General features: G+C 40.3%; 29 protein-coding genes and 2 pseudogenes. 5 read left to right on the top strand and 26 right to left on the bottom strand.

The genetic code is table 11. The annotated features are described in order from the left end of the window. The first annotated feature begins 30 nt into the window (after nucleotides 1-30). Nucleotides 31-453, top strand: coding sequence for a RidA family protein (locus tag DCO44_RS09505; RefSeq protein WP_116761326.1), 423 nt, complete (start codon nucleotides 31-33; stop codon nucleotides 451-453). 21 nt (nucleotides 454-474) lie between these two features. Beyond that, a complete protein-coding gene (locus DCO44_RS09500; RefSeq protein WP_116761324.1) occupies nucleotides 475-1683 on the top strand; it encodes an MFS transporter in 1209 nt (402 codons plus the stop codon). A 61-nt stretch (nucleotides 1684-1744) separates the two neighbouring features. Here the strand turns inward: DCO44_RS09500 and DCO44_RS09495 are convergent, their stop codons facing one another. The 10 genes from DCO44_RS09495 to DCO44_RS09450 form a co-directional block, all read right to left on the bottom strand. After that, nucleotides 1745-2389 (bottom strand): HEPN domain-containing protein, encoded by a 645-nt coding sequence (locus tag DCO44_RS09495; protein WP_116761322.1) that lies wholly within the window; start codon nucleotides 2387-2389, stop codon nucleotides 1745-1747. A 656-nt stretch (nucleotides 2390-3045) separates the two neighbouring features. After that, complete coding sequence (locus tag DCO44_RS09490) at nucleotides 3046-4113, bottom strand: ArsO family NAD(P)H-dependent flavin-containing monooxygenase (protein ID WP_116761435.1); 1068 nt, start codon at nucleotides 4111-4113, stop codon at nucleotides 3046-3048. 154 nt (nucleotides 4114-4267) lie between these two features. Then, nucleotides 4268-4972 carry an arsenical resistance protein ArsH gene (gene arsH, locus DCO44_RS09485; RefSeq protein ID WP_116761320.1) on the bottom strand — a complete coding sequence of 235 codons (705 nt, stop codon included), beginning with the start codon at nucleotides 4970-4972 and terminating at the stop codon, nucleotides 4268-4270. Between the two features lie 5 nt (nucleotides 4973-4977). Beyond that, entirely contained in the window at nucleotides 4978-6021 is a 1044-nt protein-coding gene (arsB, locus tag DCO44_RS09480; RefSeq protein ID WP_116761318.1) for an ACR3 family arsenite efflux transporter, read from the bottom strand. 7 nt (nucleotides 6022-6028) lie between these two features. Next, nucleotides 6029-6502, bottom strand: a complete 474-nt coding sequence (locus DCO44_RS09475) for an arsenate reductase ArsC (RefSeq protein ID WP_005005946.1) — start codon at nucleotides 6500-6502, stop codon at nucleotides 6029-6031. Nucleotides 6503-6508: 6 nt separating this feature from the next. Further along, nucleotides 6509-6829 (bottom strand): metalloregulator ArsR/SmtB family transcription factor, encoded by a 321-nt coding sequence (locus DCO44_RS09470; protein WP_116761316.1) that lies wholly within the window; start codon nucleotides 6827-6829, stop codon nucleotides 6509-6511. Between the two features lie 57 nt (nucleotides 6830-6886). Then, nucleotides 6887-7321 (bottom strand): arsenate reductase (glutaredoxin), encoded by a 435-nt coding sequence (gene arsC, locus DCO44_RS09465; protein WP_116761314.1) that lies wholly within the window; start codon nucleotides 7319-7321, stop codon nucleotides 6887-6889. Between the two features lie 198 nt (nucleotides 7322-7519). Further along, nucleotides 7520-8062 carry a cysteine hydrolase family protein gene (locus tag DCO44_RS09460; RefSeq protein ID WP_116761312.1) on the bottom strand — a complete coding sequence of 181 codons (543 nt, stop codon included), beginning with the start codon at nucleotides 8060-8062 and terminating at the stop codon, nucleotides 7520-7522. 83 nt (nucleotides 8063-8145) lie between these two features. After that, entirely contained in the window at nucleotides 8146-8571 is a 426-nt protein-coding gene (locus tag DCO44_RS09455; RefSeq protein ID WP_116761311.1) for an ester cyclase, read from the bottom strand. A gap of 105 nt (nucleotides 8572-8676) precedes the next feature. Further along, the gene (locus DCO44_RS09450) at nucleotides 8677-9561 is read right to left on the bottom strand and encodes an MBL fold metallo-hydrolase (protein ID WP_116761309.1); all 885 of its coding nucleotides are present in this window, start codon (nucleotides 9559-9561) and stop codon (nucleotides 8677-8679) included. A 132-nt stretch (nucleotides 9562-9693) separates the two neighbouring features. Here DCO44_RS09450 and DCO44_RS09445 point away from each other — a divergent pair, with 132 nt between their 5' ends. After that, on the top strand, nucleotides 9694-10662 hold the full coding sequence (locus tag DCO44_RS09445; protein WP_116761307.1) for a GlxA family transcriptional regulator: 969 nt from the start codon (nucleotides 9694-9696) through the stop codon (nucleotides 10660-10662). A 388-nt stretch (nucleotides 10663-11050) separates the two neighbouring features. Here DCO44_RS09445 and DCO44_RS09440 read toward each other — a convergent pair whose 3' ends face one another. The 16 genes and pseudogenes from DCO44_RS09440 to DCO44_RS09370 all read right to left on the bottom strand — a co-directional run bounded on the left by DCO44_RS09440 (nucleotide 11051) and on the right by DCO44_RS09370 (nucleotide 25015). Further along, the gene (locus tag DCO44_RS09440) at nucleotides 11051-11278 is read right to left on the bottom strand and encodes a hypothetical protein (RefSeq protein WP_116761305.1); all 228 of its coding nucleotides are present in this window, start codon (nucleotides 11276-11278) and stop codon (nucleotides 11051-11053) included. 276 nt (nucleotides 11279-11554) lie between these two features. Further along, a pseudogene (locus DCO44_RS16620) lies at nucleotides 11555-11683 on the bottom strand (zf-HC2 domain-containing protein); the annotation flags it as partial. After that, nucleotides 11663-12340: pseudogene (locus tag DCO44_RS09435) on the bottom strand (integrase); the annotation flags it as partial. The pseudogenes DCO44_RS16620 and DCO44_RS09435, both read right to left, overlap by 21 nt. Nucleotides 12341-12980: 640 nt before the next feature. Further along, nucleotides 12981-13727 carry a M48 family metallopeptidase gene (locus tag DCO44_RS09430; RefSeq protein WP_116761303.1) on the bottom strand — a complete coding sequence of 249 codons (747 nt, stop codon included), beginning with the start codon at nucleotides 13725-13727 and terminating at the stop codon, nucleotides 12981-12983. Then, the gene (locus tag DCO44_RS09425; RefSeq protein WP_116761301.1) at nucleotides 13727-16975 is read right to left on the bottom strand and encodes a type I restriction endonuclease subunit R; all 3249 of its coding nucleotides are present in this window, start codon (nucleotides 16973-16975) and stop codon (nucleotides 13727-13729) included. Before DCO44_RS09425 ends, DCO44_RS09430 begins: the two co-directional genes overlap by 1 nt. After that, nucleotides 16972-18183 (bottom strand): restriction endonuclease subunit S, encoded by a 1212-nt coding sequence (locus tag DCO44_RS09420; RefSeq protein WP_116761299.1) that lies wholly within the window; start codon nucleotides 18181-18183, stop codon nucleotides 16972-16974. Before DCO44_RS09420 ends, DCO44_RS09425 begins: the two co-directional genes overlap by 4 nt. Then, complete coding sequence (dinD, locus tag DCO44_RS09415) at nucleotides 18176-19021, bottom strand: DNA damage-inducible protein D (RefSeq protein WP_116761297.1); 846 nt, start codon at nucleotides 19019-19021, stop codon at nucleotides 18176-18178. Before dinD ends, DCO44_RS09420 begins: the two co-directional genes overlap by 8 nt. Further along, nucleotides 19018-20628, bottom strand: a complete 1611-nt coding sequence (locus DCO44_RS09410; RefSeq protein WP_116761295.1) for a type I restriction-modification system subunit M — start codon at nucleotides 20626-20628, stop codon at nucleotides 19018-19020. Before DCO44_RS09410 ends, dinD begins: the two co-directional genes overlap by 4 nt. A gap of 71 nt (nucleotides 20629-20699) precedes the next feature. Further along, on the bottom strand, nucleotides 20700-20930 hold the full coding sequence (locus DCO44_RS09405) for a hypothetical protein (RefSeq protein ID WP_116761293.1): 231 nt from the start codon (nucleotides 20928-20930) through the stop codon (nucleotides 20700-20702). Between the two features lie 9 nt (nucleotides 20931-20939). Next, a complete protein-coding gene (locus tag DCO44_RS09400; RefSeq protein WP_116761291.1) occupies nucleotides 20940-21185 on the bottom strand; it encodes a DUF2188 domain-containing protein in 246 nt (81 codons plus the stop codon). Nucleotides 21186-21265: 80 nt separating this feature from the next. After that, the gene (locus DCO44_RS09395; RefSeq protein WP_265735815.1) at nucleotides 21266-21847 is read right to left on the bottom strand and encodes a restriction endonuclease subunit S; all 582 of its coding nucleotides are present in this window, start codon (nucleotides 21845-21847) and stop codon (nucleotides 21266-21268) included. 387 nt (nucleotides 21848-22234) lie between these two features. Continuing rightward, a complete protein-coding gene (locus DCO44_RS09390) occupies nucleotides 22235-23281 on the bottom strand; it encodes a DUF932 domain-containing protein (protein WP_116761287.1) in 1047 nt (348 codons plus the stop codon). Nucleotides 23282-23341: 60 nt separating this feature from the next. Then, nucleotides 23342-23644 (bottom strand): hypothetical protein, encoded by a 303-nt coding sequence (locus tag DCO44_RS09385; RefSeq protein WP_116761285.1) that lies wholly within the window; start codon nucleotides 23642-23644, stop codon nucleotides 23342-23344. Nucleotides 23645-23763: 119 nt separating this feature from the next. Beyond that, entirely contained in the window at nucleotides 23764-24144 is a 381-nt protein-coding gene (locus DCO44_RS09380) for a hypothetical protein (protein WP_116761283.1), read from the bottom strand. An 11-nt stretch (nucleotides 24145-24155) separates the two neighbouring features. Beyond that, nucleotides 24156-24737, bottom strand: a complete 582-nt coding sequence (locus tag DCO44_RS09375) for a hypothetical protein (protein ID WP_116761281.1) — start codon at nucleotides 24735-24737, stop codon at nucleotides 24156-24158. 17 nt (nucleotides 24738-24754) lie between these two features. Then, the gene (locus DCO44_RS09370; protein WP_116761279.1) at nucleotides 24755-25015 is read right to left on the bottom strand and encodes a hypothetical protein; all 261 of its coding nucleotides are present in this window, start codon (nucleotides 25013-25015) and stop codon (nucleotides 24755-24757) included. A 684-nt stretch (nucleotides 25016-25699) separates the two neighbouring features. On the opposite strand from DCO44_RS09370, the gene DCO44_RS16615 reads away from it, so the two are divergent. After that, nucleotides 25700-25846: a hypothetical protein gene (locus tag DCO44_RS16615; RefSeq protein ID WP_164836590.1), complete on the top strand. Its 147-nt coding sequence runs from the start codon at nucleotides 25700-25702 to the stop codon at nucleotides 25844-25846. Nucleotides 25847-26002: 156 nt separating this feature from the next. Next, nucleotides 26003-26435: hypothetical protein (locus tag DCO44_RS09360; protein ID WP_133243155.1), on the top strand; the 433-nt coding region annotated here is incomplete at its 3' end.

Genomic DNA, 26435 nt, shown 5'->3' with positions numbered 1-26435 from the left:
ACAAAAAATCAATCACAGGCAGAATTTTTTATGCAACACGGCGTATCTCATGTTCCATTTGAGTTGATGAATCCAAAAACACTTTATAATCCGCGCCCTTTTGCCTATAGTCACATAGCTGAAGTTAGACACTTTTCACGTATACTTCACATTTCAGGACAAGGTGGTGAAAACCAACGAGGACATTTATCTCAAGATTTTGCAGAGCAATTGTGTCAAGCCATGAGCAATTTAGAGCATGCACTTGTACATGCCGATGCTTCATTTTTAGATATTGCTGTTTTAAGAATTCTAGTGGTTGACCATAGCCCCAAGAAACATCAGTTTTTAATTCAGGAAATACACAAGCGCTGGAAACAACATGACTTTCCTGCCTGCACACTGATTCCTGTTCCGTGTCTTGCCATACCAGGAATGCTGATTGAAATTGAAGCAACCGCTTATTGCAATTAACCGAACAAGCCAAGGAACTTTATGAATTCTCCACGTGATATTAGCCAAGACAAACCGCTACTGTGGCTCATGGCAGTTGCTTGTGGTCTTTGTGCCGGTGCGAACTATTATTGCCAACCTCTCATTCATTCGATTCAACAATATTTTAATGTGCCTGAGTCACAAGTGGCCTTAACCGTTACTTTTGCCCAAGTGTCTTATGCGCTGGGGTTATTGCTGATTGTTCCAATTGGAGACATGGTCAATAAAACCAAATTTATTCCGTTGCTCATGTTCTTCGCTGCAATCGGTTTATTTATTTGTGCCTTTGCCATCAACCTGCCTATGCTGTGGTTAGGCACCAGTATCGTCGGATTATTTTCCGTCGCAGCCCAAGTACTGATTCCATTAGCAACCATGGCGGTAAAACCTGAAAAAACAGGTGAAGTGATTGGTTTCCTTATGAGTGGTTTATTGGTTGGCTTATTACTTTCGACCAGTTTAGCGGGGCTCGTGTCCAACCTCTTTCACTGGAAACTAATTTATGCACTAAGCGGTGTCTTCACTCTCATCTTGGCTTTTTTACTGAAATCACGTTTACCTTATGTGATGTCGTTTAAAATGAGCTATCCCCAAGTCTTTAAGTCGATGGGCGTATTGTTGCAGCAAGAACGTCGTCTTATATTACGTTCTTTAATTGGTGGCTTTGTCTTTGCCGCCATGAGCATTTTATTTTCAACCATCGCACTGTTGCTCACCTCTAAAACCTATCAATTACCTGATGTACTGGTCGGGGTGATTCCACTGATTGGCGTATTTGGAGCACTGTCTACACAATATGTCGGAAAATTAGCGGATCAAGGCTATACCACTGTGCTCACTTGGTCAGGTTGTGCCGTTATGGCCGTCAGTTGGTACTTTCTATATTTAGGTGGACATAGCCTCATCAGTTATATTTTAGGCTATGGCTTAATTAATTTAGGCTTGGCGGTGGTGCATAGTAGCAATCAGAATATTATTTTCCGCATTCGCCCAGATGCCAAATCTCGCATTAACTCCATTTATATGACCATGTATTTTATTGGTGGAGCCTGTGGTTCAGCATTAGGCGTTTATGCTTGGCATCATGGTGGTTGGAGCATGAGTTGTCTGATGGGCATCTTGTTGGTTGTGGCTGCGATTGTCTTCGCCTTAATCGATTTTCTCAGCTATAACAAACCGCTCAATCCACGTGAAACTTTTCAGCCTTAAGCAGGTTTGCATGAGCCGAACGCATCTTTACCATCGCATCGACTCATGCAATGTAAACTTGTTAAGATACCTGCATGACTGGATAGAATGGTTTTTCCGTATCTAGTTGCTCGGCATTTTCCAACAGAATAAACATAAAAATTGGAATAAGCATCGATAGAATATTGCAACCATCGGCAATATAACGTCGATTCACCACACTATTATAACTAACCCCACCTTGTAAAATTTGATTACGCAAAGTATTTAGGCGAGCAAACAGAAAGGTTAAGATTTCCGCAGTTTTTCTACTCTGTAAAGCTTGATGTACCACGCGCTGCTCAGCTTCAAATTCAGTTTTCCAAGATGCTTGACTGATTTTATTGTTCTGATAATCCCAGAATCCTTGATAAATATAAGGATTATCTAAAATTAAATGAATACTTTGCTTACCTTTATGCTCAAGCACATATTCCACCTTGTGTTCATGATCCAACTGACTCAGCGCGGTTAAAAATTGCTTCACACCTTGTTGTGGTTGTAGAACTATGCCTTCACGGGCATAAATGGCATTAAATGAAATCCATAAACTGATAAATTTTAAATCCAGATCTTCATCAAGCAGCATCGCTTTTTTAAACCAACTCATCCCTCGATGCAGTCGCAAATTAAAGGCTTCGGAATGCTCTGCTTTTTGATTTTTAAATACTTCTTCGAGTACTAACATATCCGTCTCCATTTCTTTATTGTTATCTTCTATTTACCATAACCAATTTGCAGACAATGCTCAATCAAAAAACGAGGATGAATGCGTTCAATAAACATGGATTAAAAATGATGCAGTCGCAATAAGAAAAGCAGCCCAGAAAACAGGACTGCCTTGATCATGCATGATGCCTTTTAGCGGACAGTAAATTTTAAACCAATTTACTAAAATCAAGCGTTGTGGCTTGTTGCACAGGTGAATAGATAAGCAAAGAATAGAATTATGAGGCAGTTAACAAAACCTTGGCGGCTATGTCTTGCCTTTTTTAGGCTATTTTTTACACTATATATAGTGACCCTTCATATAGTTAAATTCTGTTTTGCTTGTTCTCACTTTGTTCTTAAACGTGTAGGTGACAATTCGATAGGTTCTTTCATGTCTGATTTAAAACCGAATGCTGATATAGCTCAGCGTCCACGTATATCTGTTGCCCCGATAATGGCTTGGATAGATTAAATTAAATAACCCTTAATTATCAAAAACCTAATAAAGTTATAAGAATTCATGGTGTAAAACTGATGTCATTTCAAAATATATTCCAATAAAACCACAAAGCAAAAACTATTCGCTGGAATGACTAATTATAAGAAATTAGGCTTTTGCTCGCTTTATAGCTCTTAAGCATTAGCCAAATAGGCAGCTATTTCATCTACTGTTGCTCTTGCTGTTCTAGAAACCCCAATGAGTGTCGCGGATGCCATACCAGTCCATTCACCGTAGCCAACCAACCAAAGGTTATTTACTTTTATACAGCGTCCATCATTCACAGCAACCGTCTGATCAGGTTCCACCACATCCAGATTTCTTAAATGATTGAGTGAAGCTTTGAACCCTGTACACCAAATCACAGCATCTACGGCTTGTGTTGTACCATCCGCCCAGACAACTGAATGTTCTTCAAATGCGTTAAACGGTTCTCGGCTATGTAATACACCACGTTCGCGGGCCTCTTTGACACTATCAATCATGACAATATCACCCAGACCACCAACAGGCTGATTGATCACTTTACCTTCCTGCTGTGCTTTTAATCGTTCCGTTGCCCGAAGAAATAAAACACGCCCATCAACATCATCTGATAAAAATTGAGGTGGTGTTACTGTGACCCACGTGGTATCTGCAACTTTTGAGACTTCAGCAAGAATTTGTGCGCCAGAGTTGCCGCCCCCAACCACGATCACTTTTTTATTGATAAAAGGCTCTGGATTTACGTAATGAGCTGAATGCATTTGTAAGCCTTCAAATCGCTCATGTCCGTCATAATGTGGAATATAAGGCTGACTCCATGTCCCTGTAGCACTGACCACCGCTTTTGCTCGCCAATATTGATCACCTGCATACACATCTAAATAGCCATCTTTTTGTTCAATATGATCGACATGTACAGGACGAATGATCGGAAATTGATAGCGTTGCTCGTATGCAGATAAGTAGTCAATCACTTCATTTCGCGTTGGGTAGGTTTGTTCAGTTGTGGGCATCATCCAACCCGACAACGAACTCCAAGTATTAGGAGAAAAAAGACGAAGCGACTGCCAAGCATGTGACCATGCACCGCCCGCCTGAGCTTGGTCATCCAAAATAACAAATGGAATTTTCTTACGTTTGAGGAAATAAGCTGTAGCAAGGGCTGCCTGACCACCACCAATAATGACTACATCGACTTCTGCTTGTAATTGAGTCAAAGCACCTCTCCCATTGTTTATTGTCATAAGCAAAATTAAAAACCCAGCCTGCTCAACAGACTGGGCGTATTTCATACAATTTTCAAGCGTTTAAATGAGCTTTTCAAATGCTCAATTGATCAAGATACTTTTAATATCTTTGATCATCTAAAATTTATAAACTACGTTGATTGACACGCTTAGATAATTCTTCAGCAGATTCTTTCCGCTCTGAATAGCGGTCTGTGAGGTACTGACTCTGCCCTCGCGTCAGTAGCGTGAATTTATACAGTTCCTCCATGACATCAACAATTCGATCATAAAAGGCTGAGGGTTTCATCCTGCCATCTTCTTCAAACTCTAAAAAAGCTTTAGGAATAGAGGATTGATTTGGAATGGTGATCATACGCATCCAGCGGCCTAAAATACGCATTTGATTGACGCTATTAAATGACTGCGAACCGCCACTCACCTGCATCAAGGCCAACGTCTTACCTTGGGTTGCGCGAATCGCACCGCCAGCCAATGGAATCCAATCAATCTGCGATTTAAAGATTGAACTCATTGAGCCATGACGTTCAGGCGAACACCACACCATGCCCTCTGACCATGCCAAAAGTTCATGCAGTTCTTTGGCTTTTGGATGTTCCATATCTGCATCTTCAGGTAAAGGTAAACCTTTAGGATGAAAGATTTTTACTTCCGCACCAAACTGCTCCAAGATACGCCCTGCTTCCATCACCGCCAATCGGCTGTATGAACGCTCACGGTTAGAACCATACAGCAGCAAAATACGCGGTGGATGATTTAGCGCTTTGGCCTGTACTTTTTCTAAAGTCGGTTGATCGAGAAGATTCATATCGACATTTGGGAGAGTCATAGAAATTACACCTCTGCTTTAAAAAACTTTTTTCTGAGCCACAAGGACACGCTCACCAAAGCAATCAATACGGGGACTTCAACCAGTGGACCAATCACCGTGGTAAAAGCGACAGGTGAAGCCAAACCAAAGGTTGCAATCGCGACAGCTAAAGCCAGTTCAAAGTTATTCCCCGCAGCAGTAAATGAAATGGCGGTGGTTTTAGCATAGTCATTGCCCATCCATTTGCTCATGAAGAAGCTGATGAAGAACATTACGATAAAGTAAATGGTCAATGGAATCGCAATACGCAAGACATCCATCGGCAAGCTCACCACGTCGTTCCCTTTAAGGCTAAACATCGCCACAATCGTGAACAATAAAGCCAGCAAACTCAGTGGGCTAATCTTGGGTAAAAAGGTATTTAGATACCAAGCCAAACCTTTAGTACGAACCAAAATAAATCGGGTCATAAAGCCAAGAAAAAATGGAATCCCTAAATACACCAATACCGCATGGGTAATGGTCCAGAAATCAACATTGATCACTTGTCCTGCAACACCAAAATAAGGCGGTAAAAAGGTCAAGAAGAGCCAAGCATAGGTACTGAAAAATAAAATCTGGAAGATACTATTAAAGGCGACCAATGCCGCAACATATTGGTTATCCCCACAGGCTAAACCATTCCAAACCAAGACCATGGCGATACAGCGCGCCAATCCAATCAAGATTAAGCCGGTCATGTATTCAGGATAGCTATGTAGAAAAATGATGGCTAAAGCAAACATCAAAACAGGTGCGATAAGCCAGTTTTGTACCAAAGACAAAGTTAAGGTTTTTTTGTCTTTAAATACCTGTGGCAAAGCGGCATAGTCCACTTTTGCCAAAGGTGGATACATCATCAAAATCAAACCGATCGCAATCGGAATATTGACTGAATCCACACTCATTTTATCCAAAGCCACTGAGGCTTGCGGAAAGAACACACCGATCGCAATGCCTAACGCCATGGCAATAAAAATCCATAGCGTGAGGTTACGATCTAGAAAGGATAATCTTTGTTGAGCCATGATGATCTCATTCAATATGCGAAATTTGATTGATCGCAGCTATCAACTCAGGACGAGACATATGCGCTGTATCGAGTGCCAACAATGCATCTAAACGGCGGTTGATATGATCAACGGTGACTTGGAATGCTTTGAGTTTTTCTTCTTTCGGCAAATCCAAGTGTGATGGATCTGCTAAACCCCAATGTGCTTTGATTGCACCACCTAAATAGAGCGGACATGCTTCCTGAGCGGCTGAATCACAAACCGTAATCACTACATCAGGTTGAAATTGTTCACAGTCATCAATGGTCTTACTCCACAAACCTTCAGTTGAAAGACCTAAGTTTTCCAGAGTTTCAATGGTCAATGGATGCACCTGTCCTGATGGCTTACTACCCGCGCTATAGGCTTTCCAACCTTCAGGCGCACGACTATTAAACAGCACTTCTGACAGGATGCTACGGCAACTATTTCCAGTACACAAAAAAAGGAATTTCATCTTGTTCTACTCGCAATAACTATTGATTTGTTGAAATGATGGTGCAACTTTTGGTTGTAAATCGGCATTTTTAAGGGTGTTAAGTACGTCTAAGCACCAAGCGGGTAAATTGGGATTGAGACTGTAATACACCCATTGCCCTTGACGTCGATCTTGTAAAAGCCCCGAAGAACGCAGTAAGGCTAAGTGCCGCGAAATCTTGGGTTGGCTGAGTTGTAGTTTTTCAGTCAAATCACAAACACACTGTTCATTATTTCCAAGAACCAACATGACAATGTTGAATCGCGTTTCATCAGCCAAACATTTAAAGAAATTGATTTGATCCATACTTTCACTCACTATGATATATGGATATATCAATATTCACATATATCCATGAAATTTTTATTTCAATCGCTGCCCATTTGCATCAAGCACTTGTTCACCGTCTTCTTTAGTGAAAGCACCCTTTTGTGGGAGGGGCAGAATTTCTAAAACCAGTTCTGACGGACGACTTAAACGAGTGCCTAATTCAGTCACCACGAATGGGCGGTTAATCAAGATCGGATGCTGAAGCATAAAGTTAAGCAGTTGCTCATCGCTCCAACCCTCACGGTCCAACTCTAGATCAGAATAAGGGGCAACATTCTTACGAATTGCCTCTCGCACGGTTAAACCCGCATCCGCAATCATTTGAATCAGTTCATTTTTAGATGGAGGTGTTACAAGGTACTCAATCACTTCAGGTTCAATATTGGCATTACGGATTAGCGCCAGTGTATTGCGTGATGTACCACATTCAGGGTTGTGATAAATCTTAACTTTTGGAGTAGCAGTCATTTGCTCAAACTCAATCGAATCTTTGAATATACTTATATACGAATAAACACATATATGCAATTCCATATTTTATTTTTAAAGCATTACCATTTTGTCTAGTACAATGAGCAAACAATATAAAAAGCCTGATAAATAATCAGGCTTTTTATGGTCTAATTTTAGATTTAGCATAAAGTTAATTTTAGAAAATCTTAATCTTTAGCTAACATAATCTTCAGTTGATATCACTTGAGCATATGCAAATTCAAAAGCGGCCATTAATGTTGCATGAACATGGTCAGCAGGTACTTTAACGCCATTAAATTCTAGGTCTAGCGTTGCACAAGCATCATGAATAACCCTTACCTTATAACCAAAGTCAGAAGCAGCACGTACAGCAGCATCAACACACATATGGCTCATAGCACCAATCACGACTAGCTCCGTCACTTGATTGCTATCTAAAATTTCTTTGAGATTCGTGTTTAAGAATGCATTGATGTGATTTTTAATGACCACAGTTTCATCTGCTTGTGGCTTAACTGTGTCCTGAAATTCAATACCGTTTGAGTCAGGTTGAAATATAGGCGATTCAGCATTCGCAATATGCTGGACATGAATCACTTGAGTACCGTCTTGACGGGCTTTCGCAATTACTTTCACTGCATTGGCAGCGGCTTGTTCAATATTTACCAATGGTAATTTACCTGTAGGTAGATACTCATTTTGTAAGTCGATCACTAATAAAGCTGATTTTGACATATCTTTTCCTTTATTTAACTAACATTTATTTTGTGCTGATTGTTTAAAACAGAATTAGAAAGAAGCGTTTTTTACGCCATAGATTAACTAACCATTGGAGGAGTCGTTAATTGTCTTAAAACATCCGCCTTATCAAAATGGGCTCTTTTTTCAAGAATCTTTCCATCTTTGATTTGAAGTAGCATCATTAGAGAAAGTCGAACACGATTCCCTGTTGGTTCAATACCCATAAGCTTTTCTGAATGACATCCATCAAAAATCATAAATACAGCAACGTAATTATCTTCTGCGAATATCTTCTCAACAGTAAATTTAAATCCCTTGAAGGCATCAAAATTCGCTTTTTCAGACACAATAAAACCATCTGTGCCATGAATAGGGGTATCTAGTTGTAAATAGAATATGAAATCTTCATGACATAATTGTGCTGCACTTTCATAGTCTTCATTTTGTAAATGTTCGTAAAATTGTTGGACCAACTCTTTATTGGTAATGATTTCAGTATTCATTATTTGCTCATTCAAATATCTTAGCCAACATAGAATTCATTCACCATTTTTATTTGAGGGAAATGAACACTATGCTGCCTTAAAAGTGAAGTTGGATGTGTTGAATTAAAAAGAAAGCGTTTCACCATCTAGTGGAATTAAAACTTTGTCTTGAATACCTTTATTTTTTACATATTCTGCAAGCTGAGCACGTGTTACAGACATGTGGTTAATGGCATCCATGTGGACAGCAACCACTTTAGCATTTGGTGCTTTCTGAGTTGCGCGATAAGTATCTTCTTTGCCCATAATAATGGACTCGTTAAAGCCATTAACCAAAGCGTTACCTGTATTTAATACAATTACATCTGGTTTAAAGGATTGAATTGCTTGATCAACTTCAGGACGCCAAATGGTATCACCCGCCACATAAACCGTTTCATGTCCTGTCGCTTCAAATACCATACCCATAGCTTCACCTAATCCAGCTTTGAGCTTAGGATTGCTATACATTTTATCCGTACCATGTTGACCACCAATTTTAGTGAGTTTAATGCCTTCAAACGCTGTTTGTGTTAATACACGGACATCTTTAAAACCCTGTGATTGAATGGTTTTTTGATCTTGTTTGTTTTGTACAAAAACAGGCATATTTTTTGGAATCGTGGCTTGTGCTTCATCATCCCAATGATCTAAATGTGTATGGGTCACAATTACCGCATCTACACCTTCTAAAATCGTTTCAGGCTTGACGGGTAAATCGACCAATGGATTACGTAAATAGCTACGATGAGTATCAGGAAAACCTTCATAGAAGCCTTTTTGCGCAAACATTGGGTCAATTAAAAAAGTCGTATCGGCATAGGTGACTTTAATCGTTGCATTGCGAATTTCTTGTATATGCGTCACTTTAGAGGTATCTCGCTGAACCACCTTATCATTCGCATATAAATGGACTGAAGCCATGGCCAGAGAGAGTACAATAACAGAGCGACTTAAAATTTTATTCATGTTCCAAATCCAATCATTGAGTCATACTTGAATCATGATAGAAATCATCAAACAAAAAAATTGTCCTTAAGGACAATCATCGAAACTATTGGGACAATATGCTATATTCATTATTTTAGAGAGGTTGGTTGAATGGCTATACCAGTGATTGGATTGTTCGTTTATCCCAATATAAATCCATTTCACTTCTCTATCCCCCACATTATTTTCAATATCAAAATTGAAGATAAACCCTTATTTGATCTTAAAATTTTTTCTATAGATGGTCAGCCTGTAAAAACAGAACAATCCATGATGATTATTCCTGATGGTGGAATCGAAGTCATTAAAGAGTCAGATCTCATTATTATTCCAGGGTGGGATGATTTTAATCACAAACCTGAACCAATACTGATTGATAGCCTCAATTGGGCATATCAGAATGGAATTAGAATTGTAGGGTTATGCTATGGAACTTATGCATTGGCATATGCTGGTTTACTTGACCATAAAAAAGCAGCTACGCACTGGATGGCTGAACAAGATTTTAGTGAGCGATTTCCACAGGTTCAGCTTGATCGTGATGCTCTGTATGTAGAAGACCAAAGAGTCGTAACCTCTGCAGGAACAGGCGCAGCATTAGACTGCTGTTTGTACTTGGTACGTGAAATCTATAATGCACAAATTGCAAATAAAGTATCTAGAGTAATGGTGATCCCACCTCATCGTGAAGGTGGACAAGCTCAATTTATTGAACAGCCTGTGGCAAAGTCGAGCCAGAATGCACAAATTAATCTCTTACTTGATTTTTTAAGAAAGAATTTAGCTATTCAACATAATATTGAAGGCCTAGCTGAACGGGCAAATATGACACGTAGGACGTTCACACGGCATTTTAAGAAAGCTACGGGCATGACCTTAGTTGATTGGCTCAATACTGAAAGAATCAGATTAAGCTGTGAACTCTTAGAAAGTACAAATTTGTCTATCGAAAAGATAACCGAGCTTTCAGGGTTTAATAATACCGTGTCATTTCGAAAAAATTTTCGTGAAAAATATGGCATTAGCCCTCAGGCATGGAGAAAAGCTTTTGGGATCACGAGTGAAGATCATCAGCTCTAAGTAAAATATTTGCAATTTTAACAGTTCAGCATGGAGGGCTTTTACATTAAGGCGATTCGACGGTTAACAGCGAGATTTCAGCGGGGGTATAACCACGCTCAGATAAGATGCTGCAAATGGCTGTTCTAAGATTCTGGCAGCTAGATTTTTGAATTTTTTTGAGTAAGTCCAAATCACTATAACTACTTAAGTTATATTTCATTTCGAGAACTTTTGAATTTGGTGTTGAATAAAAGGAATGTAAGAACTTTCGTATTCGGGGGCGCATATAAAGCACAAAAAAATAATGGATTGTTATCTTATCGAATTTTTTCACAGTAGAAAAGTAGGTACTCATAATTTTAATGTTGCAGTTTGAGTCCACGATTATTTATTCAAGCACATGATTTTATTCAAAGTGTAGCTGGTATTCATCCGTCGTGATTTTGATTTTTAGATTCTTATATTTTCTTTTCGTCGCACTTAAAGCTGAATTGGTCACTTCTGCATGAAACTTAGGATCATTCATTAACTCATGAAATAGCTTATATCCCATCAACATTTTACTGATCTTTTTATTTTCATTCAGCGTATTTTCAATGATTTGGTCTAGATCACTTACCGAAAAGTTATACATACCACCCTCTTCACAATGTTAATTTGATCATTAAATATACAAAATAATCACAAAGAAAAAAACCGATATAAAATATTTTTCTTTAAAAAACATAGAGATTTTATAAAACAAACATCATCATTCACATACAAAATCTCAAACTCGAAGTAATAGTTTTTTACATTAATCATATTAACTTGGCCTGAGGTATTTTTATTTTGAAACAGCAGTCACGACCTACTCACCATCATCAAACTTTTTAAACGCTTTGGAAAGCTGACTGAGTGTTTTGACTTATTTTCCATAATGACGACATGAACGGCATGCCAACAAATGAATTTGTAAATTAGTCTGCTCTCGAAATAGAAGTGGTCTGTCTAATCTTTCAGATAATAATGGGGTGACTTCACGTCTGCATGAGAAAATAGCAAACCACATAATCAACTTAGAACCATAATGGTTTAGCTTCCATCGCTCTGTAAAATACTTCGTCAATGCAATCAGTTCATCTGTTGAAGGAAGTCGGTCTCTTTATTGACTGGAAGATATTTGGCGTGTTTTTCTTAACTGAACCGTAGCCTTATCGAACCCATTTAAATCAATATCCATTTCCCACATAACAGCGGCATGAGAAAGCACCCTACGGATATGTAAAAGCTCATGTTGCTGTGTACTAGTCGCGATCAGTTCCAGTTCGAGATGAGGGACTCCCCCCTTCCTTAAAGCAACATGCTCGACCAAATGTACTGATTTTATTTTTGTGATAATATTGCGCGCGATTGGTAGTTTCTTAATTAAGAGCAGAGAATAGCGTTTCGTCCTTCCGTACTCGCTCCCGACTTCATCCAAATATTTATCTATGGCATCTGATAAGGTCAGATCAATCAGCTTTTCTTTGCCAAGTAAAATATCAGGATTTTGTTGGATTTCGACTTCTCGTTTCTTAACCCAGTTTTTAGCCAACTTCTTTGAATGAAATACTTTATTTTCAGAAAAAGTAGGAAAGCCCTTTCGATTGATTCGAATCGCAGTACGATAATTCACTTTACCCTCTGCACCTTTCTTTGCTGTCATTAACCCCATAATTTACACCACAGATTGTTTTGATTATGGTGTAAATGCAAACCGATTAACCCACCTAAACACAGGTTTAAACAGATTCGCGCAGGTTGCGAAATATAGATTAAAGGTATGATTTTTAATGACTATTAACAAAAACATTGAAAACACTCAATCTCCGCGAATCAGTGTTGCCCCGATGATGGATTGGATCGGATAACAAAAAAATAATAATCAAATCAAAGCATTATATAATTTAAAATAAGTTGTGGTGTAAATTTGGTGTAAAATTCAAACAACCAGCCAATTGAACAAAAAAATCAACCAGAATTATCAATGTAAGCGGTGATAGCAAAAGTTCTAACAACTATTCTATTATTAGTTAAACATTATAAAAATCTATAATATGCACATATTTCTAAATATTAGCTGAAAAGAGAAAATGTAAAATTGACTTAATTGTAGCAAATTTCAGACAATAACTATCCCTCCTACTGCTCTCCCTTTGTAAAACACCAGCAATCCTGTAAAGACAATATTTAGATGAACAACTTTAGTGCAGCACAGTCACAGCCCAATGAACTGCTAATACAATTTCCAATCTAAAGCAGACGATACCCCTGGAGCTCAAAATATGTACTTTGGCACACAAGGATAACTTTTGCTAAATCAGTGCCATTTCTAGTTTTTGTTTGCGTCTTACCCAATCAGGTAAAGAACGTTCGAGCAATTGATAGAATTCAGGACCATGGTGGTGATGCTCCAAATGACACAACTCGTGAATGATCACATACTCAATACATTCTTTTGGGGCTTTAATCAAATCCCGATTTAAAGTTAGTGTTCTATTTTTAGATAAGCTCCCCCAGCGTTTTTTGAGCTGCATGATTTTAACATTAGGCTTCACAGAATCGGGATATTTAAATTTTTCCCAGCATTCTAAAAATATCTTATTTAAATAGAAATTCGCCTTCTCAAAATACCAATCCCTTAACAGTGACTTAACATGATCTGGTTTACCATTAGTTGAAGTGACTTCAAAGAAACCGGCTTTCAACGCAACACTATTATTAGGTTCAACGTCTACTTTTAGGCGATACTTCTTGCCCAAATATAAATGGCTTTCACCACTGACGTATTTTCTCGAAGGTGTTCTTGGGTCGAACTGGTCAAAGTAACGGATTTGACGTTTGATCCACCGAGCACGCTTTTTAACCTTGGCTTCAATTGCGTCATGGTCGGTGCCTTCAGGCGCTTTAACAAAAACTGATTTATCAGGATGAACCGATATTTCTAGCGACTTACGTTTAGAAAACTCTAGCTGAAAAGGGATTTCTCCCCCTCCATACACAACAGCTAGATTTTCAGCGCTTGCCAGTGGCATATCAGTTTGCTTGATGGTTGATGACATTAAGAACACCTCCGATGCTTCGCAACCTGCATGGTTTTCTCAATGATTTCATCCATTTGCTCTAAGCTCAGTGTCACACCATATTGCTCTTTGACTTCATCATAAAGAAAATCGTCAATATCATTCATCGCCGTTTTTTGAACATCGGAATCATCCCAAAAATCGACCTTCCAATGATTATCAATGATTTTTTGTATCGCTAAGGATGTTTGAGCGGCAATGGCATCTAGTTGGTCATCATCTAACTCGTTGAGTGTTTCAACTTGCTGAAACTGTGGCTTAATCAGGCCAAAGTAAGCACAGGCTTCGTCATTCTCACGAATACAATCGGGCATATCGTCATGCTGCTTAGTTGCCACTTTGTTACGAATATCAATCACCCGATTGAGATACTCCAAGTCTGATAAGCGTTTGGCCTTAAAGTCATCAATAGCCGCTTGGATCAGCTTTGAAAACTTTTCATAAAACGCAGGGTCTTCATCCATATTCTCCGAAATACTACGCTTAGTGGCATGGGCAATGGTGTCCGCTTTCGATGCTGTTGTTTTGGCTTGATAAACCCCTTGCTCTTCTTTCACTGCGGTAAACATTTTTTCATCAAAAATATTCACCGGCTCATTAAGCTGAGTCACCTCATTAGCTTGAATATGCGTATCCAATAGCTTTTTAATTTTTGGCTCGTAGTCACGATAATCAATCGCCTCAGCATAACGCAACTTTACCGCTGCCTTTAAGTTCTGAAAACGCTTTAAATCGTTTTTATAGGTTTGTAGCTTTTTCTCATCCGAGTGCATAATGAACTGCTCAGACGATAAAGCGATAGCCAAAGATTTACTGTATGCCGATAAGCATTCATAAAACTCTTCGCGCAATTCATCATCGGCCAATAACACCTCATAGGCTTCTTCGTCTTTTGAGTTTTTTACCTCTTTAAACAAATCCCATAAGTCTGAGTAACGCTGCGGCAGCTTGAACACTTCCTCGTTGATTGATGTCAGCGTACCCGCCAAGTCATCTTCGTCGAACCCTTCAAAGGCTTCATACATAGTCAGCGCTTTGTCTAACTCACCCAATACGCTGGCATAGTCGATGATATAGCCAAATTCTTTGCCTTCGTACAATCGGTTAACCCGAGCGATTGCCTGTAACAGCGTGTGCTCTCTCAACTTTCTACAAAGGTACAACACTGTATTTCGCGGCGCATCAAAACCGGTTAATAATTTATCAACTACAATCAATATTTCTGGGTCATCACCATATTTAAATTGGTTGATGATTTGCTTGGTATACTCTTCTTCAGAGCCAAAGCGCTTCATCATTTTGCCCCAGAATTTACCCACCTCATCGGTTGGTCCTTCATCCACTTCATCGTAGCCTTCACGGGTATCAGGGCCAGAAATCACGACTTCAGTGGTCACAGTGCCAATCTCTTGTAGAAATTGCTGATACTTTAACGCGGCTGATTTACTAGGGGCGACAAGCTGAGCCTTAAAGCCGGTGCCTTGCCAGTTAGCACGAAAATGCTCGCTGATATCAAAGGCGCGCATATAAATCACCTGATCGGCTTTATTCAACATTTCCGCACGGGCATATTTCTTTTTAAGGTCGGCTTTTTGTTCTTTGCTTAAGTCTGCCGTGTGGCGCTCAAACCATAAGTCGATAGCCGATTGATTCTGCTCCATTTCAACATGCCGGCCTTCATACAGTAGGGGTAATACTGCTTCATCAGCGACCGCTTGTTTAATGGTATAGTGCGGCTCAATCAGACCTCCAAATTTGGCAAAGTTATTCTTCTCTTTTTTCAGTAGCGGTGTGCCGGTAAAACCAAGAAAACACGCATTGGGCAGCATTTGGCGCATTCTGGCCGCCAATGAACCAAAGTTGGTACGGTGACTTTCATCGACCAGCACAAAAATATCGTGCGACTCATCAACAAACTTTTCCGCCACCCAGCCTTTATCAAATTTATGAATCAGCGTGGTGATTAGGCCCACTTTGTTTTTCAGGTGTTTCACCAAATTACGGCCCGAGGTTGCACGTTCACGGCTCAAACCGCAGGCTGCAAAGGTATTGCCAAGCTGTTTATCAAGGTCGTCTCGGTCAGTAACCAAAATAATTCTTGGGTTGATCAACTGTGAATCCAGCGCCATTGCACGAGTTAACATCACCATAGTGAGCGACTTACCCGACCCTTGGGTATGCCAAATAACACCGCCTTGGCGATTTTCTTTAGTGTTGTTTTTCTTGATTCGGGCGATGGTCGCTTTAATCACAAAATATTGCTGATAGCGGGCTACTTTCTTAATGCCACCATCAAACAAAGTAAAACGGTATACTAAGTCTAATAAACGATCTGGGCGGCACAGGCTGTGAATGGCGTTGTCTTGCTCAGTGATTAAGCGACTTCCTTCAGCCTCTAAAGCATCAAAAAATGGACGGGCAGCGGCAAACTCACCACTAAATAACAGTGTTTTAGTATCGTCGTTTAGAGCAGTATTTACACCTTTATCGACATCGGTGGATTTATCTTCTTGTTCCTTCCACACGCCCCAGAACTTCTTAGGTGTGCCTGCTGTGGCATATTGCGCAGCGTTTTTATTCACCGCCAGCACTTGCTGCACATAGGTAAAGAGGCGTGGAATATAGTCATCACCTTGGTTTCTAATGTTTTGTGATATCGCTTGCTCAACATCCACTTTAGGCGATTTACATTCAATCACACTAAAGGGAATACCATTAACAAACAGCACAATATCTGGGCGTACAGTGTCTGTACTACGCGTACGTTCAACCGAGAATTCGGCCACTACATGAAAGGTGTTGTTACTAGGGTTTTTCCAATCAATGTAATTGAGGGTAAAACTCTTTGAGTCCCCCTCAATGGTTTGCTCCATGGCTGAGCCTAAGGTGATTAAATCGTAAATAGACTCATTAGTTATTTGCAGGCCATCAAACTTAATATTTTTTAACTTTTGGATAGCGGTTTGAATGTTCTCTTCGCTAAACAGATACTCGCCACCTTTATAGTTAATGCGATTAATCTTTTTTAGCTGCTGGCGAAGCACCCCTTCCAAAATCACATTGGCGCTGCGCCCACCACGTTCAGCTAATGCCTGTTCTGGAGTAAGGTATTGGTAACCCAAATTGATTAGCTGTTGAAGGGCAGGAATTTGCGACAAATACTTTTCGTTAAACTCAAAACCTAAAGGCTCCGAATTAATAGCGTAGATTACTGTAGGCGTGCTCATACGCTCTCCTCATCACACATTTCCTTTGCCAACGGCGGCTGGGTATTTATTTGCCACTCGCCAGTTAATAGCTTTTGCATCAATCCGCATTTTTGGTCACGGTATTGTTCTAGCATCTGTTTAAGTAAGCTAATTTCCCTTTTAGCCAGATTAAGCTTGTACGCCACATCTTTTTGCACGCTCATTACTGGCAAAGGAATATCTATTGTGCCTAGATCTTTAAAGCTAACAGTTTCTCTTACGCTACCTTGAGCACTATTTTTTATACGCTGACGGGCCTCGTTTGAATTTAACCAATGTAAAAAGTAGTCACTACAAACTTTTATATTATCAATTTTAAAGACAACATACATTGGGCTTAAAATGCCGTTCTCCCAATCATCAAGTCGAGCAATAGAACCTACATTAATTCTCGAAGGGTTATAAGCATATTGGCCTTTTTCAACGACTTTATAATTTGAAACGTCTGCGCTTGCTACGCGTCGTTCAAATTGATCCTCAGGCAATACAAAACCACTGTGGTTCGTTACACTCAAAACGCGCTCAATATTTCTATCTTTATTGCGTTTAGAAACCTCACCTATCAGCTTTGAAGTAGCTAGGCGTTTATGACCAGCACAATTAATCAGGCTAGAACACAGCCAATCAAACTGCTTTTCCTTTGCCACAATTAATGCTTCGGTTTTTTCGATGGCCTTGTCCCAAGCTTGTAATGCCTCTGCGATATTTTTTTGTACATCTAGTGGTGGAGCATAAACTGGTAGCTTACCAATAATGCTGGTATTTAAATTTAACATTGTTTGCCCCAGAGCATTATTTTCTAACCACTTTACAACTTGAGGCATTTGTACAAACTGGTGGATATAACCCGAAGAAATATCGCTTTTTAATCTAGCTCTTAGACAGCCTGTACCGCAGATCCAACCTTCATTATTTTTGGATGCGACTGCTATTCGTCCAAGATTTCCTCTTCTAGGAAAGAGAATATCTCCCTCCTGTAAAAAGTGTTTTTGAAGGCTTTTGGATTTCTCCACAGAAGTTCTCGCAATGGATTCTGTTTTTATTTTCCCGCCATAAATATCTTTAGGCATAACTACAGGTATACCATTATGTGTATATTCTTCGGCCTTTAATTGGCTGCCAAATGGCCCAGTTTGTAGACCTTTGGGCACTACTAAATTTGCAAGTGGTTGAGTGTATTTATTCATTATCACCCTCCAACTTCTTCTGAGCACGCACCAATTGGGGAATACCTTTTTCCGGCGTAGGTAAATTTTCCGGCATGGTGCCGCCGAGCTCTTCAATGGTAGCACGTACTTTTGCGCCTACCTCAAAGTGAGTTTGGTTGGCTTGCTTTTTATTAGAAACCTGATCGCGTTTAAGCTTTTCTTCCGTTTGCGTGGCGCGGAATAAGTTAGCAGCAAGCTCGGTACTTCCCATGTGGTCGAGTATTTTATGACTCTTCTTCAGGCCTTTATGCTGGTGAATGGCTTTATTGTCTAAACCACCATACAGCCCTTTGTAGCCGTGGTTTTGGAAAATGGCATAGTCAATTTCTGTTTCAACACCAGCATCACGAGCCGCAGCGGCCAGTTGCTTGTTATGGTCGGCCAGTTCATTACGTAGCATTAAGCGCTTTTGGTCTTCATTTAACTGCTGGAAACCATTGTCGTTTTGCAGCTCTTGGCGACGGGTTTGAATAGCAAAATAAGTCTGACCATTGGCGATCACCGGTTTACTGGCATCGCCGTTTTGCACAATAAGGTAACAGGCGTAACGAGAAAGCTTATAATCACGCGTGGCTCGTTTAGCACCAGAGCCAATATCAACCATTTTTCCCACCTGGGAAAAATGGTCTTCACTCGATTGGCCAGAGCCCTCACAAGCAGTGATAGCTTTTTTAATAACACGCTCAAACTTGTCCCAACTAGTGTAGTCAAGAACAGATTGCAGTTCTCTGGCATACCAAAACTCTGAGCCTTCAGCTTCATACTTTAAGCTTTCGAAGGTGAGATGCTCTGTACTAATACCGGTATTGTCACTCATTTTATCCCCTCCGACTGGTTTGCAGGTACAACATCCTGTAGCAACTCGGCCATTTTGCTACGCACCTCTACCAACTCGGCTTCAAGAGCAGTAATTTCAGCCTGTACCGCCACAATATCGATCTCGACTTCTTCTTCAAAAGTGTCGACATAGCGTGGAATATTCAGGTTGAAATCGTTCTCTTTAATTTCTGCAAAAGTGGCTAAATGGGCGTACTTTTCTACTTCTTCACGGGCTGTTACCGCCGCAACAATTTTGTCGAGGTGCTCATCCAACAGGATATTTTGGTTCTTCCCTGCTTGGTAGTGATCTTTACCGCTGGCATCGACAAACAACACGTCTTTTCGGTTTTCATTTTCACCACCTTTTTCACGTGAACGATCAAAAATCAGGATTGCCACTGGAATGCCGGTGCTTGGGAATAAGTTTCCTGGTAAGCCAATCACTGCATCCAACAGATTTTCTTCAATCAATTGTTGACGAATGCGGCCCTCCGCAGCGCCTCTAAACAACACGCCATGAGGAACCACTACAGCAATCCGACCTTCTTTTTCAACCGCAGCTTCTACCATGTGACTAATGAAAGCAAAGTCTGCTTTTGATGCAGGTGGCAGCCCACGCCAGAAACGGTTGTATCTATCTTCCTCAACATCTTCTGAACCCCATTTATCGAGTGAAAATGGTGGGTTCGCAACCACGTTATCAAACTTCATTAGCCTGTCATTTTCGATCAAAGCTGGCGAGGTTAAAGTGTTACACCATTCGATGCGTGCGGAGTCCGAGCCATGCAAAAACATATTCATTCGTGCAAGCGCCCAAGTGCTGCCGTTTACTTCCATACCATAAAGTGAGTAATTACGATCTCCTACTTGACGCGCAGCTTCAATCAATAACCCTGCGGAGCCACAGGTGGGATCACAAATACGTGCGCCTGATTTAGGTGCAGACAAGCGTGCAACCAGCTCAGATACTTTATGAGGCGTATAGAATTCACCAGCTTTTTTACCTGCATCTGAGCCAAAGCGCTCAATAAGATAGATATAGGTGTTGCCAATCACGTCTTCAGACACACGCGACGGGCTCATGTCGAGTGCTGGCTTATTGAAGTCTTCCAGCAAGGTTTTTAGGCGGCGGTTACGGTCTTTGGTTTTACCCAAGTTAGCTTCACTATTGAAATCAATATTACGGAACACTCCTTCTAATTTGGCTTTGTTCGCCGTTTCAATGTGCTCTAACACAATGTTGATCAACTCACCAATGTTTGGCTCGTTTTTGCGCTCTAACAATGAATAGTAGTTGGCTAGAAAAGTGTCGGTAACGACGCTTTTTTTCTCTTTAGTAGCTGGGTCTTCTACTTCTTCTGTGAGCTCAACAATTGGCAGCACAAAGCGCTCGCGTTCCAGCTTACGTCTGATACGAGTATCATCATCACCATACTGTTTTTTGTATTCTGCGTAGTGGTCATTCCACACATCAGAGATGTATTTTACGAAGAGCATCACCAGAATATAGTCTTTATATTGCGCAGGGTCTACAGCGCCACGGAAGGTGTCGCATGCAGCCCAAGCTGCATTGTTAATGTCTTTTTGTTGAATTTTATCGCTCATAAACGGCCTTCAATTTGGTCAGTATTCATAAAGCAGGGCAGGCTTTGCCCCGCTTGCTATAAGTTAAAATATTAAGTATTGAGTACAGTGGATTGAGTCCATGTAATCGACCGCCCAAATGGAGGGTACATTGATGTACTGTCCTTTACGGTATACTTTGCAATCACTTCACCTTGTTCATTCAACTCTTCACATTCATACGTATCAGTGTCTTGGCCTTTTCTTTGCGACCACTGACTACTCACGATTTTGAAAGTATGCGATTCAGGTAAACCAATTTTTTTCTTGTATTCATCAATCATAAGAGCTCCTTATCCTTTAATATTTCTGGGGTCGTTACCATGGCTATCTTTACGTTGTATCTGGCCATTTTGACCATGCACAATAAGCTCAGAACCTTCGCGTTTACTTTGTTCTCGCGCTGCGGCTTCGGCCTCTCGTTTAGTGCTGTGCACACTTGAGGCACGTTCAGCACCACCTTTTTTGTTAGCCCATCCATCAGAATGCGGTACGACGTGTCGGGTATTGCCCTTGCTTGATGATGTTTTCTTTGCCATAATTATGGCTCCTGTATTTGGATTGAAGTTTTACTAAAAGTGCTGTCACACTTTTGCTTGATCTAACCCGGTAACTGTCATTACTGGGTATTCATTGCTAAATGCATTAAAATTGCGCCTGTTAATACCTCCTTTTTCTTTGCTAAAGCATTCATTAGCTTTTGTTCGTCGATAGATAATTGGTAAATTTTAATTATCTTCTGCTGTACATCTAAGCTTGGTACTACAACCTCCAGGTCCTCAATTGCTGATATTCCTATCATTCTTACTGCTGTCCCCGTTGCCTTACTTTGCAACGCTGCTTGCGAAGACGGTTGATTAATAAACCAACATAAATATGCCGGCAAAATCAAATTACTCTCAACCCTAATTCGTAGTAAAGGAGCTGCAATAACTGCGTCTTTTAGTTGCTGATCGATGATTGCTGCTGTATTTGTTTGACCTCTGGAACGAAACGCCAAATCATTAATTTTGACCCTGTGATGCTCCTTTAAATCCTGCATATCAATCTGCACTAACTCTTTAGCATTAAGTCGGTTATCTTCAGTTAGATCTTTCATCTGAATAACTGAAATATTTCCATCAGAATCAGGTTCGATTTTTGAACGAAAAGAATGTCCCGTTTGTATAGAGGCAAGCTTCTTAAGTTTTATCCCCATCATTCCCTCATTTTGCTGTAATGGCGTTTCTGCAAATTATTACTTAGTGTAAGATGAGGCTTTCGTACTGTCAATAGTTTATTTTACAAAAATGGCGTTACTACAAATTCCAATTTAAGTTTTTCCAATACATTACTTGGAAAAGCATTAATTCATAAGCATTGAAAAAATTAAAGCCCGCCTTAAATTTTCAAAGTCAAGACACTGCTTAAGTATCAGGTCTTCTTAATTCGGTGAATTTCTTCAGTACTGCTATTCGAATGACTATTCATTGTTTATTTCCGTATTTTATTAAATTTCGGGCATAAAAAAGCCACATCAAAAAATGTGGCTCTTTAGTCTCTTTTTACTGTTTGCTCGTTAATCGGATGAGTTGTTCGTTGATTTAAGTTAGTTAATCATCTTTAAAGCTACTTCTAATCCTCGTTGTTTTAAACTAGCCCCTGCACCGAACCATGCTGAATCTAAACGATGATCCTGACTCATGGCTCGGCGTTCATGATCATAAAATTCTGTAATGGAACACAGTAAGCCATAAGCGGTATCTTTGGCTGAACTGAGCTCTGCCCCACGACCCTGCCCATTAAACATAGTCATGACTTTTGACATGGCACGTCCATTCGGTTCAGACTTATTGTCAGCTTTAGCGGATTGGCTTCCTTGCACTGCCACATTACGATAAAACTGAATAATACTGTCATCCTGTTCGGTTGGACTCAGACTGGTATTGTTAAAAACCGCATCAAAATAAGCTGCCGCTTCACTTTGTGTGACTTTACGTTGACTGAGCTGTTTCATTTCATACATGTGCTCGTTCCATGCCCGCACTGAAATCCCCAATTGCTGTTTGATCTTCTGCGCATCAAACTTGGTACTGTGTGGCACTTTGACTACGCCTGCACTTGCGTTCTGACCTTTTAAGGCAATGGCTAAAGTGTTGTTACACACCACACGGATTGAAGTGAATTGTGCTGTAGTTGCCAATGTACCGTCACACGCCGTAGCCAAGAGAATGTAACCATTGCTGACATCTTTGCCTTTTAAGGCAGAGGTCTGCCCTGTCTTCGCCAATGCCCAGAATTTCTTACCCCCTTTGAGTACCCCTGCGGTTTCCAGTTCAAAACCTGATTGTTCAGTCAAATCTCGATAAAATTCTAGAATCTCTCGGGGTTGGACTTCCTGATAACGTTGACTGACCACAGATAAGGGGGCATGCGTATCAGAGCGATACAACACGCGCTGTTCTTCATACGGCATAATGATGCTTTGCCCACGCCCGTTCTGCGCCATATAGCTGACATTCGAGCTTTCAATCTGCCAGTCCATGCCCGCCTGCTGGGCCCAAACTTCAATCGGTTGATTGGGTGTCAGTTGATTACCCAAACCATGCCAAGGGGTTTGACCGACATAAGCCATGTTTTCAATTTGATGTGCCATAGTAAAAATTCCTGAAATTGATTGAATTAAAATATTTAGAAGTAATGAGCCATAAAGTGCTTAAGGCTTGGCCCAAGCAAAATGCTGATGACAGTCCTGACAGAGATATTGATCTGCTTGGCTGTAATACTTTTCAAAGTAGTACTGGCTGACGACGACTAGGACGCCACCGATGACCACCCCGACCGTGGCACCAATAAAAGGTGAAACGCCTGCTTTTTTTGCGACCTGCATACCAAACATCGCCATCTGTGTGGGGGAAATACAACGTTGCAGTTGTTCGAAATAGTTGGCGTGGGCGTTGCCTGAATCGGTCTGTCTGACATGCGTAGACTGACAGTAGGGGCATTGAATAAAGGACATTGATATTCCTTGTGAAATGAATTCAGTGCGAAGAGCTGAATTAAGGGCATAAAAAAACCGTGCCCATTAAGGACACGGTTTGATTTAGTTTTTGCTTTGTCGTGGAGAGTCGAAGGCCGTTATTGGAAGCTATAGCTTGCAGTACCCTTCTCCGTTTCAACATCAACACGCACGACATTGTCATAGCCACAGCCGGTTAATTTCAGTCTTAAACGCAGACCCATTTTAAAATGCTGTGGATATTCCAACGATCGACGATAACCTTCATAACTGCATTCACCGTTGTTGATCAGCACATTGGTAACATCAATCGGATCTGGACTGTTAGAACGGATGGTCAATACTGTAGCGGATTGATTTTGTGCATACCAGTTACTGGTATCTTTGACATCGAGTTCTACTGTAAATGTATTTGGATCAAGGCCAGAACTGCATCCACTCAACAACATTCCTGTCGTTGCAGTTACTGCGAGTAGGATGGGTTTAAAAAATTGCTTCATAGATTTCATCCTTAGCAGTAGTTATAGCTCACGCCATAATCTCCCGTGTTTAAATCAATGCTGACCAGATGGATTTCACAGTCTGTGCCATTATCAAATTTATAAACGTAGTAACGATTGCCCGCCTGCTCCGATTCCAGTGCTCCATGTTCCTGCAAGCTGAAGTCTTTCACTGATTTGCCTGTATCTTTTGCGGCTTTAGCAAAGACATAGCGTTGATACTTGTCTATGTTGTCCTGCTCAAACTGAGGCAGTTCGTCATAAGGCAGCATCGACAATAAGGTATCGACAGACTTTAGGTTTTTATCAAACTCAAAACTCAGTAATTCAGGTTCATGGTCTGCTGGACTCAGACTTTTGCTTCCCGTGGTCAGTTCTTTGACATCGATCCCATCCACTTCTGCCGCTGCAATCTCGGTTGAAGCTGGCTCTGAACTGGCAGTTTCCAAAGACTGTGCAGAGCTGGCCTCAGAAGTACTGGCTTGAACCGTTTTTTCAGATACATATTTGGGGCTAAAGAAATAGAAGCCTGCAATGCTGATCAGGGTCAGGGCTAAGATTGCCGCCAAGCCCAATATGGTTTTTTGGTTCATCTCAAATGCTCCCGTCTTTAGTTGGGTACAGTGACTTGACCATTCTGCGCATTAAAGTGAACGAAGCGTGGACAACCACCCTGAAAGTTCACCGTGAAATTACGCCAACCACGGTTGCCGGGATTGGTTTTATACATGCACTGATACACCCCGCCACCCAGATTACGGGCCTTAACAAAATAGGCTTCGCTGGCTTGCGCAAACCAGCCTGCTTGTGCCAATGATGCGCCTGTAAGCAGTGATGAAATAAGGGCAGTTTTTAGGAATGTTTTAAACATAATCATTTTCTCTTTTTATAGGGCATCACCTGTCTTGACCAGACGCAGTGCTCCCCATGCATGAATGTTGGAATGAATATCTATGTTTTTTTGAAGTGTTATAGACGATAAAGCACACGGATCTATGACCCTCAAAACAGCATGAGAGATTCATCTTCATATCGGTAATATGTACTTAAAAAAGTTTTATTCTTAGAAAGTCATCGACATAGCTATGCATTGACTGCGCAGCATCAGGTCTAATCACCCAATCATACAAACATGAAAAAAGAGAAATATAAAAGACGGTATTGATGTAAGCGCATGGCGTACTCCTAGATGGTTTAGAAGTTCTACCAAGTCACTGTCAAATGATGGTGGCAGAACGAGAAAGGGTTGACAGACCAGTCATCTAGGAACCGGCACGCACAAGGCGTCCCTCCCTCGCCCTACCGCAACGAAGGGGGACGAACGAGTTCGCCACCAAAAAATTACTTTTTTGATGTGCTAGATGATAACGGTCTGTCAAAACCGACTGACGATGTAGGTCAGCAGGCTAAGGATAATCTGCACGTTATAGAGCGTCAAGCTATCTGCTAATACGAAAAAATTTAATGTTATATTGCATCATTTGTAGTATTGAAACCTTAGCTCTTTTTCTGCATATTAATCGAACTGAAATTTTTTAATTAAGGGGGATTAAACATGAGAAAAGATCTAAATCTTGAACAGCAAGAAGAAGATTACCAAGAAGCTCGCGAACATCAGATTCAGGAAATTATGGAATTGGAAAATTTAACATATGAAGTTGCAGCTCAAAAATGGCAAGACCGTTATAACTCAGTTGAATAATAATCAACAATAGCCCTATCATCTAGGGCTTTTTTATGTCTTCAACTTTTAAAAACACACGGCGTTAACGCTTTTTTTAGTTATGAGTACCTTACACACAACTTAATGACTTTTAAGCTAAAATAGTTAATTATGTACAACTATTGAAGCCCGATTATGTCACTCACTCCCAAGAAAAAGAAAGTTGAATCAATAACAGGCGAATGCAAAACTTCAAATCATTTAAATCCATCTAAAAAAGACATCCGTAGCCAAAAAAAATTCTTAAATGAATTAATTGGCTATATAAGTACACACGAAGAAATCGTTCCTAATGCCAAAGCATTAAGCCAATCGCTTTCAGTAGACTACAAGAAATATGAAAAAATAAAATGTGTGAAAACATGGGTTGAAACAACTGATATAACTGGCTTCCAATATTCCTATTATTCAGTTTTAGGAAAAACTCTCCCAGAGTTCTTAAATAAATCTATTCAAGAGTGTAGTTTTTTTGATGTTAAATTAATGAGAACTGGTGAAATTGTAACTAAAGATAAAATTATTAACCTTTTCACAGCCATAGTAATTATTTTAGCCACAATCATCGAAT

The organism is Acinetobacter sp. AM, assembly GCF_003105055.1.
Classification (GTDB): Bacteria; Pseudomonadota; Gammaproteobacteria; order Pseudomonadales; family Moraxellaceae; genus Acinetobacter; species Acinetobacter tibetensis.
This window is presented reverse-complemented; position numbering and strand designations above follow the sequence as displayed.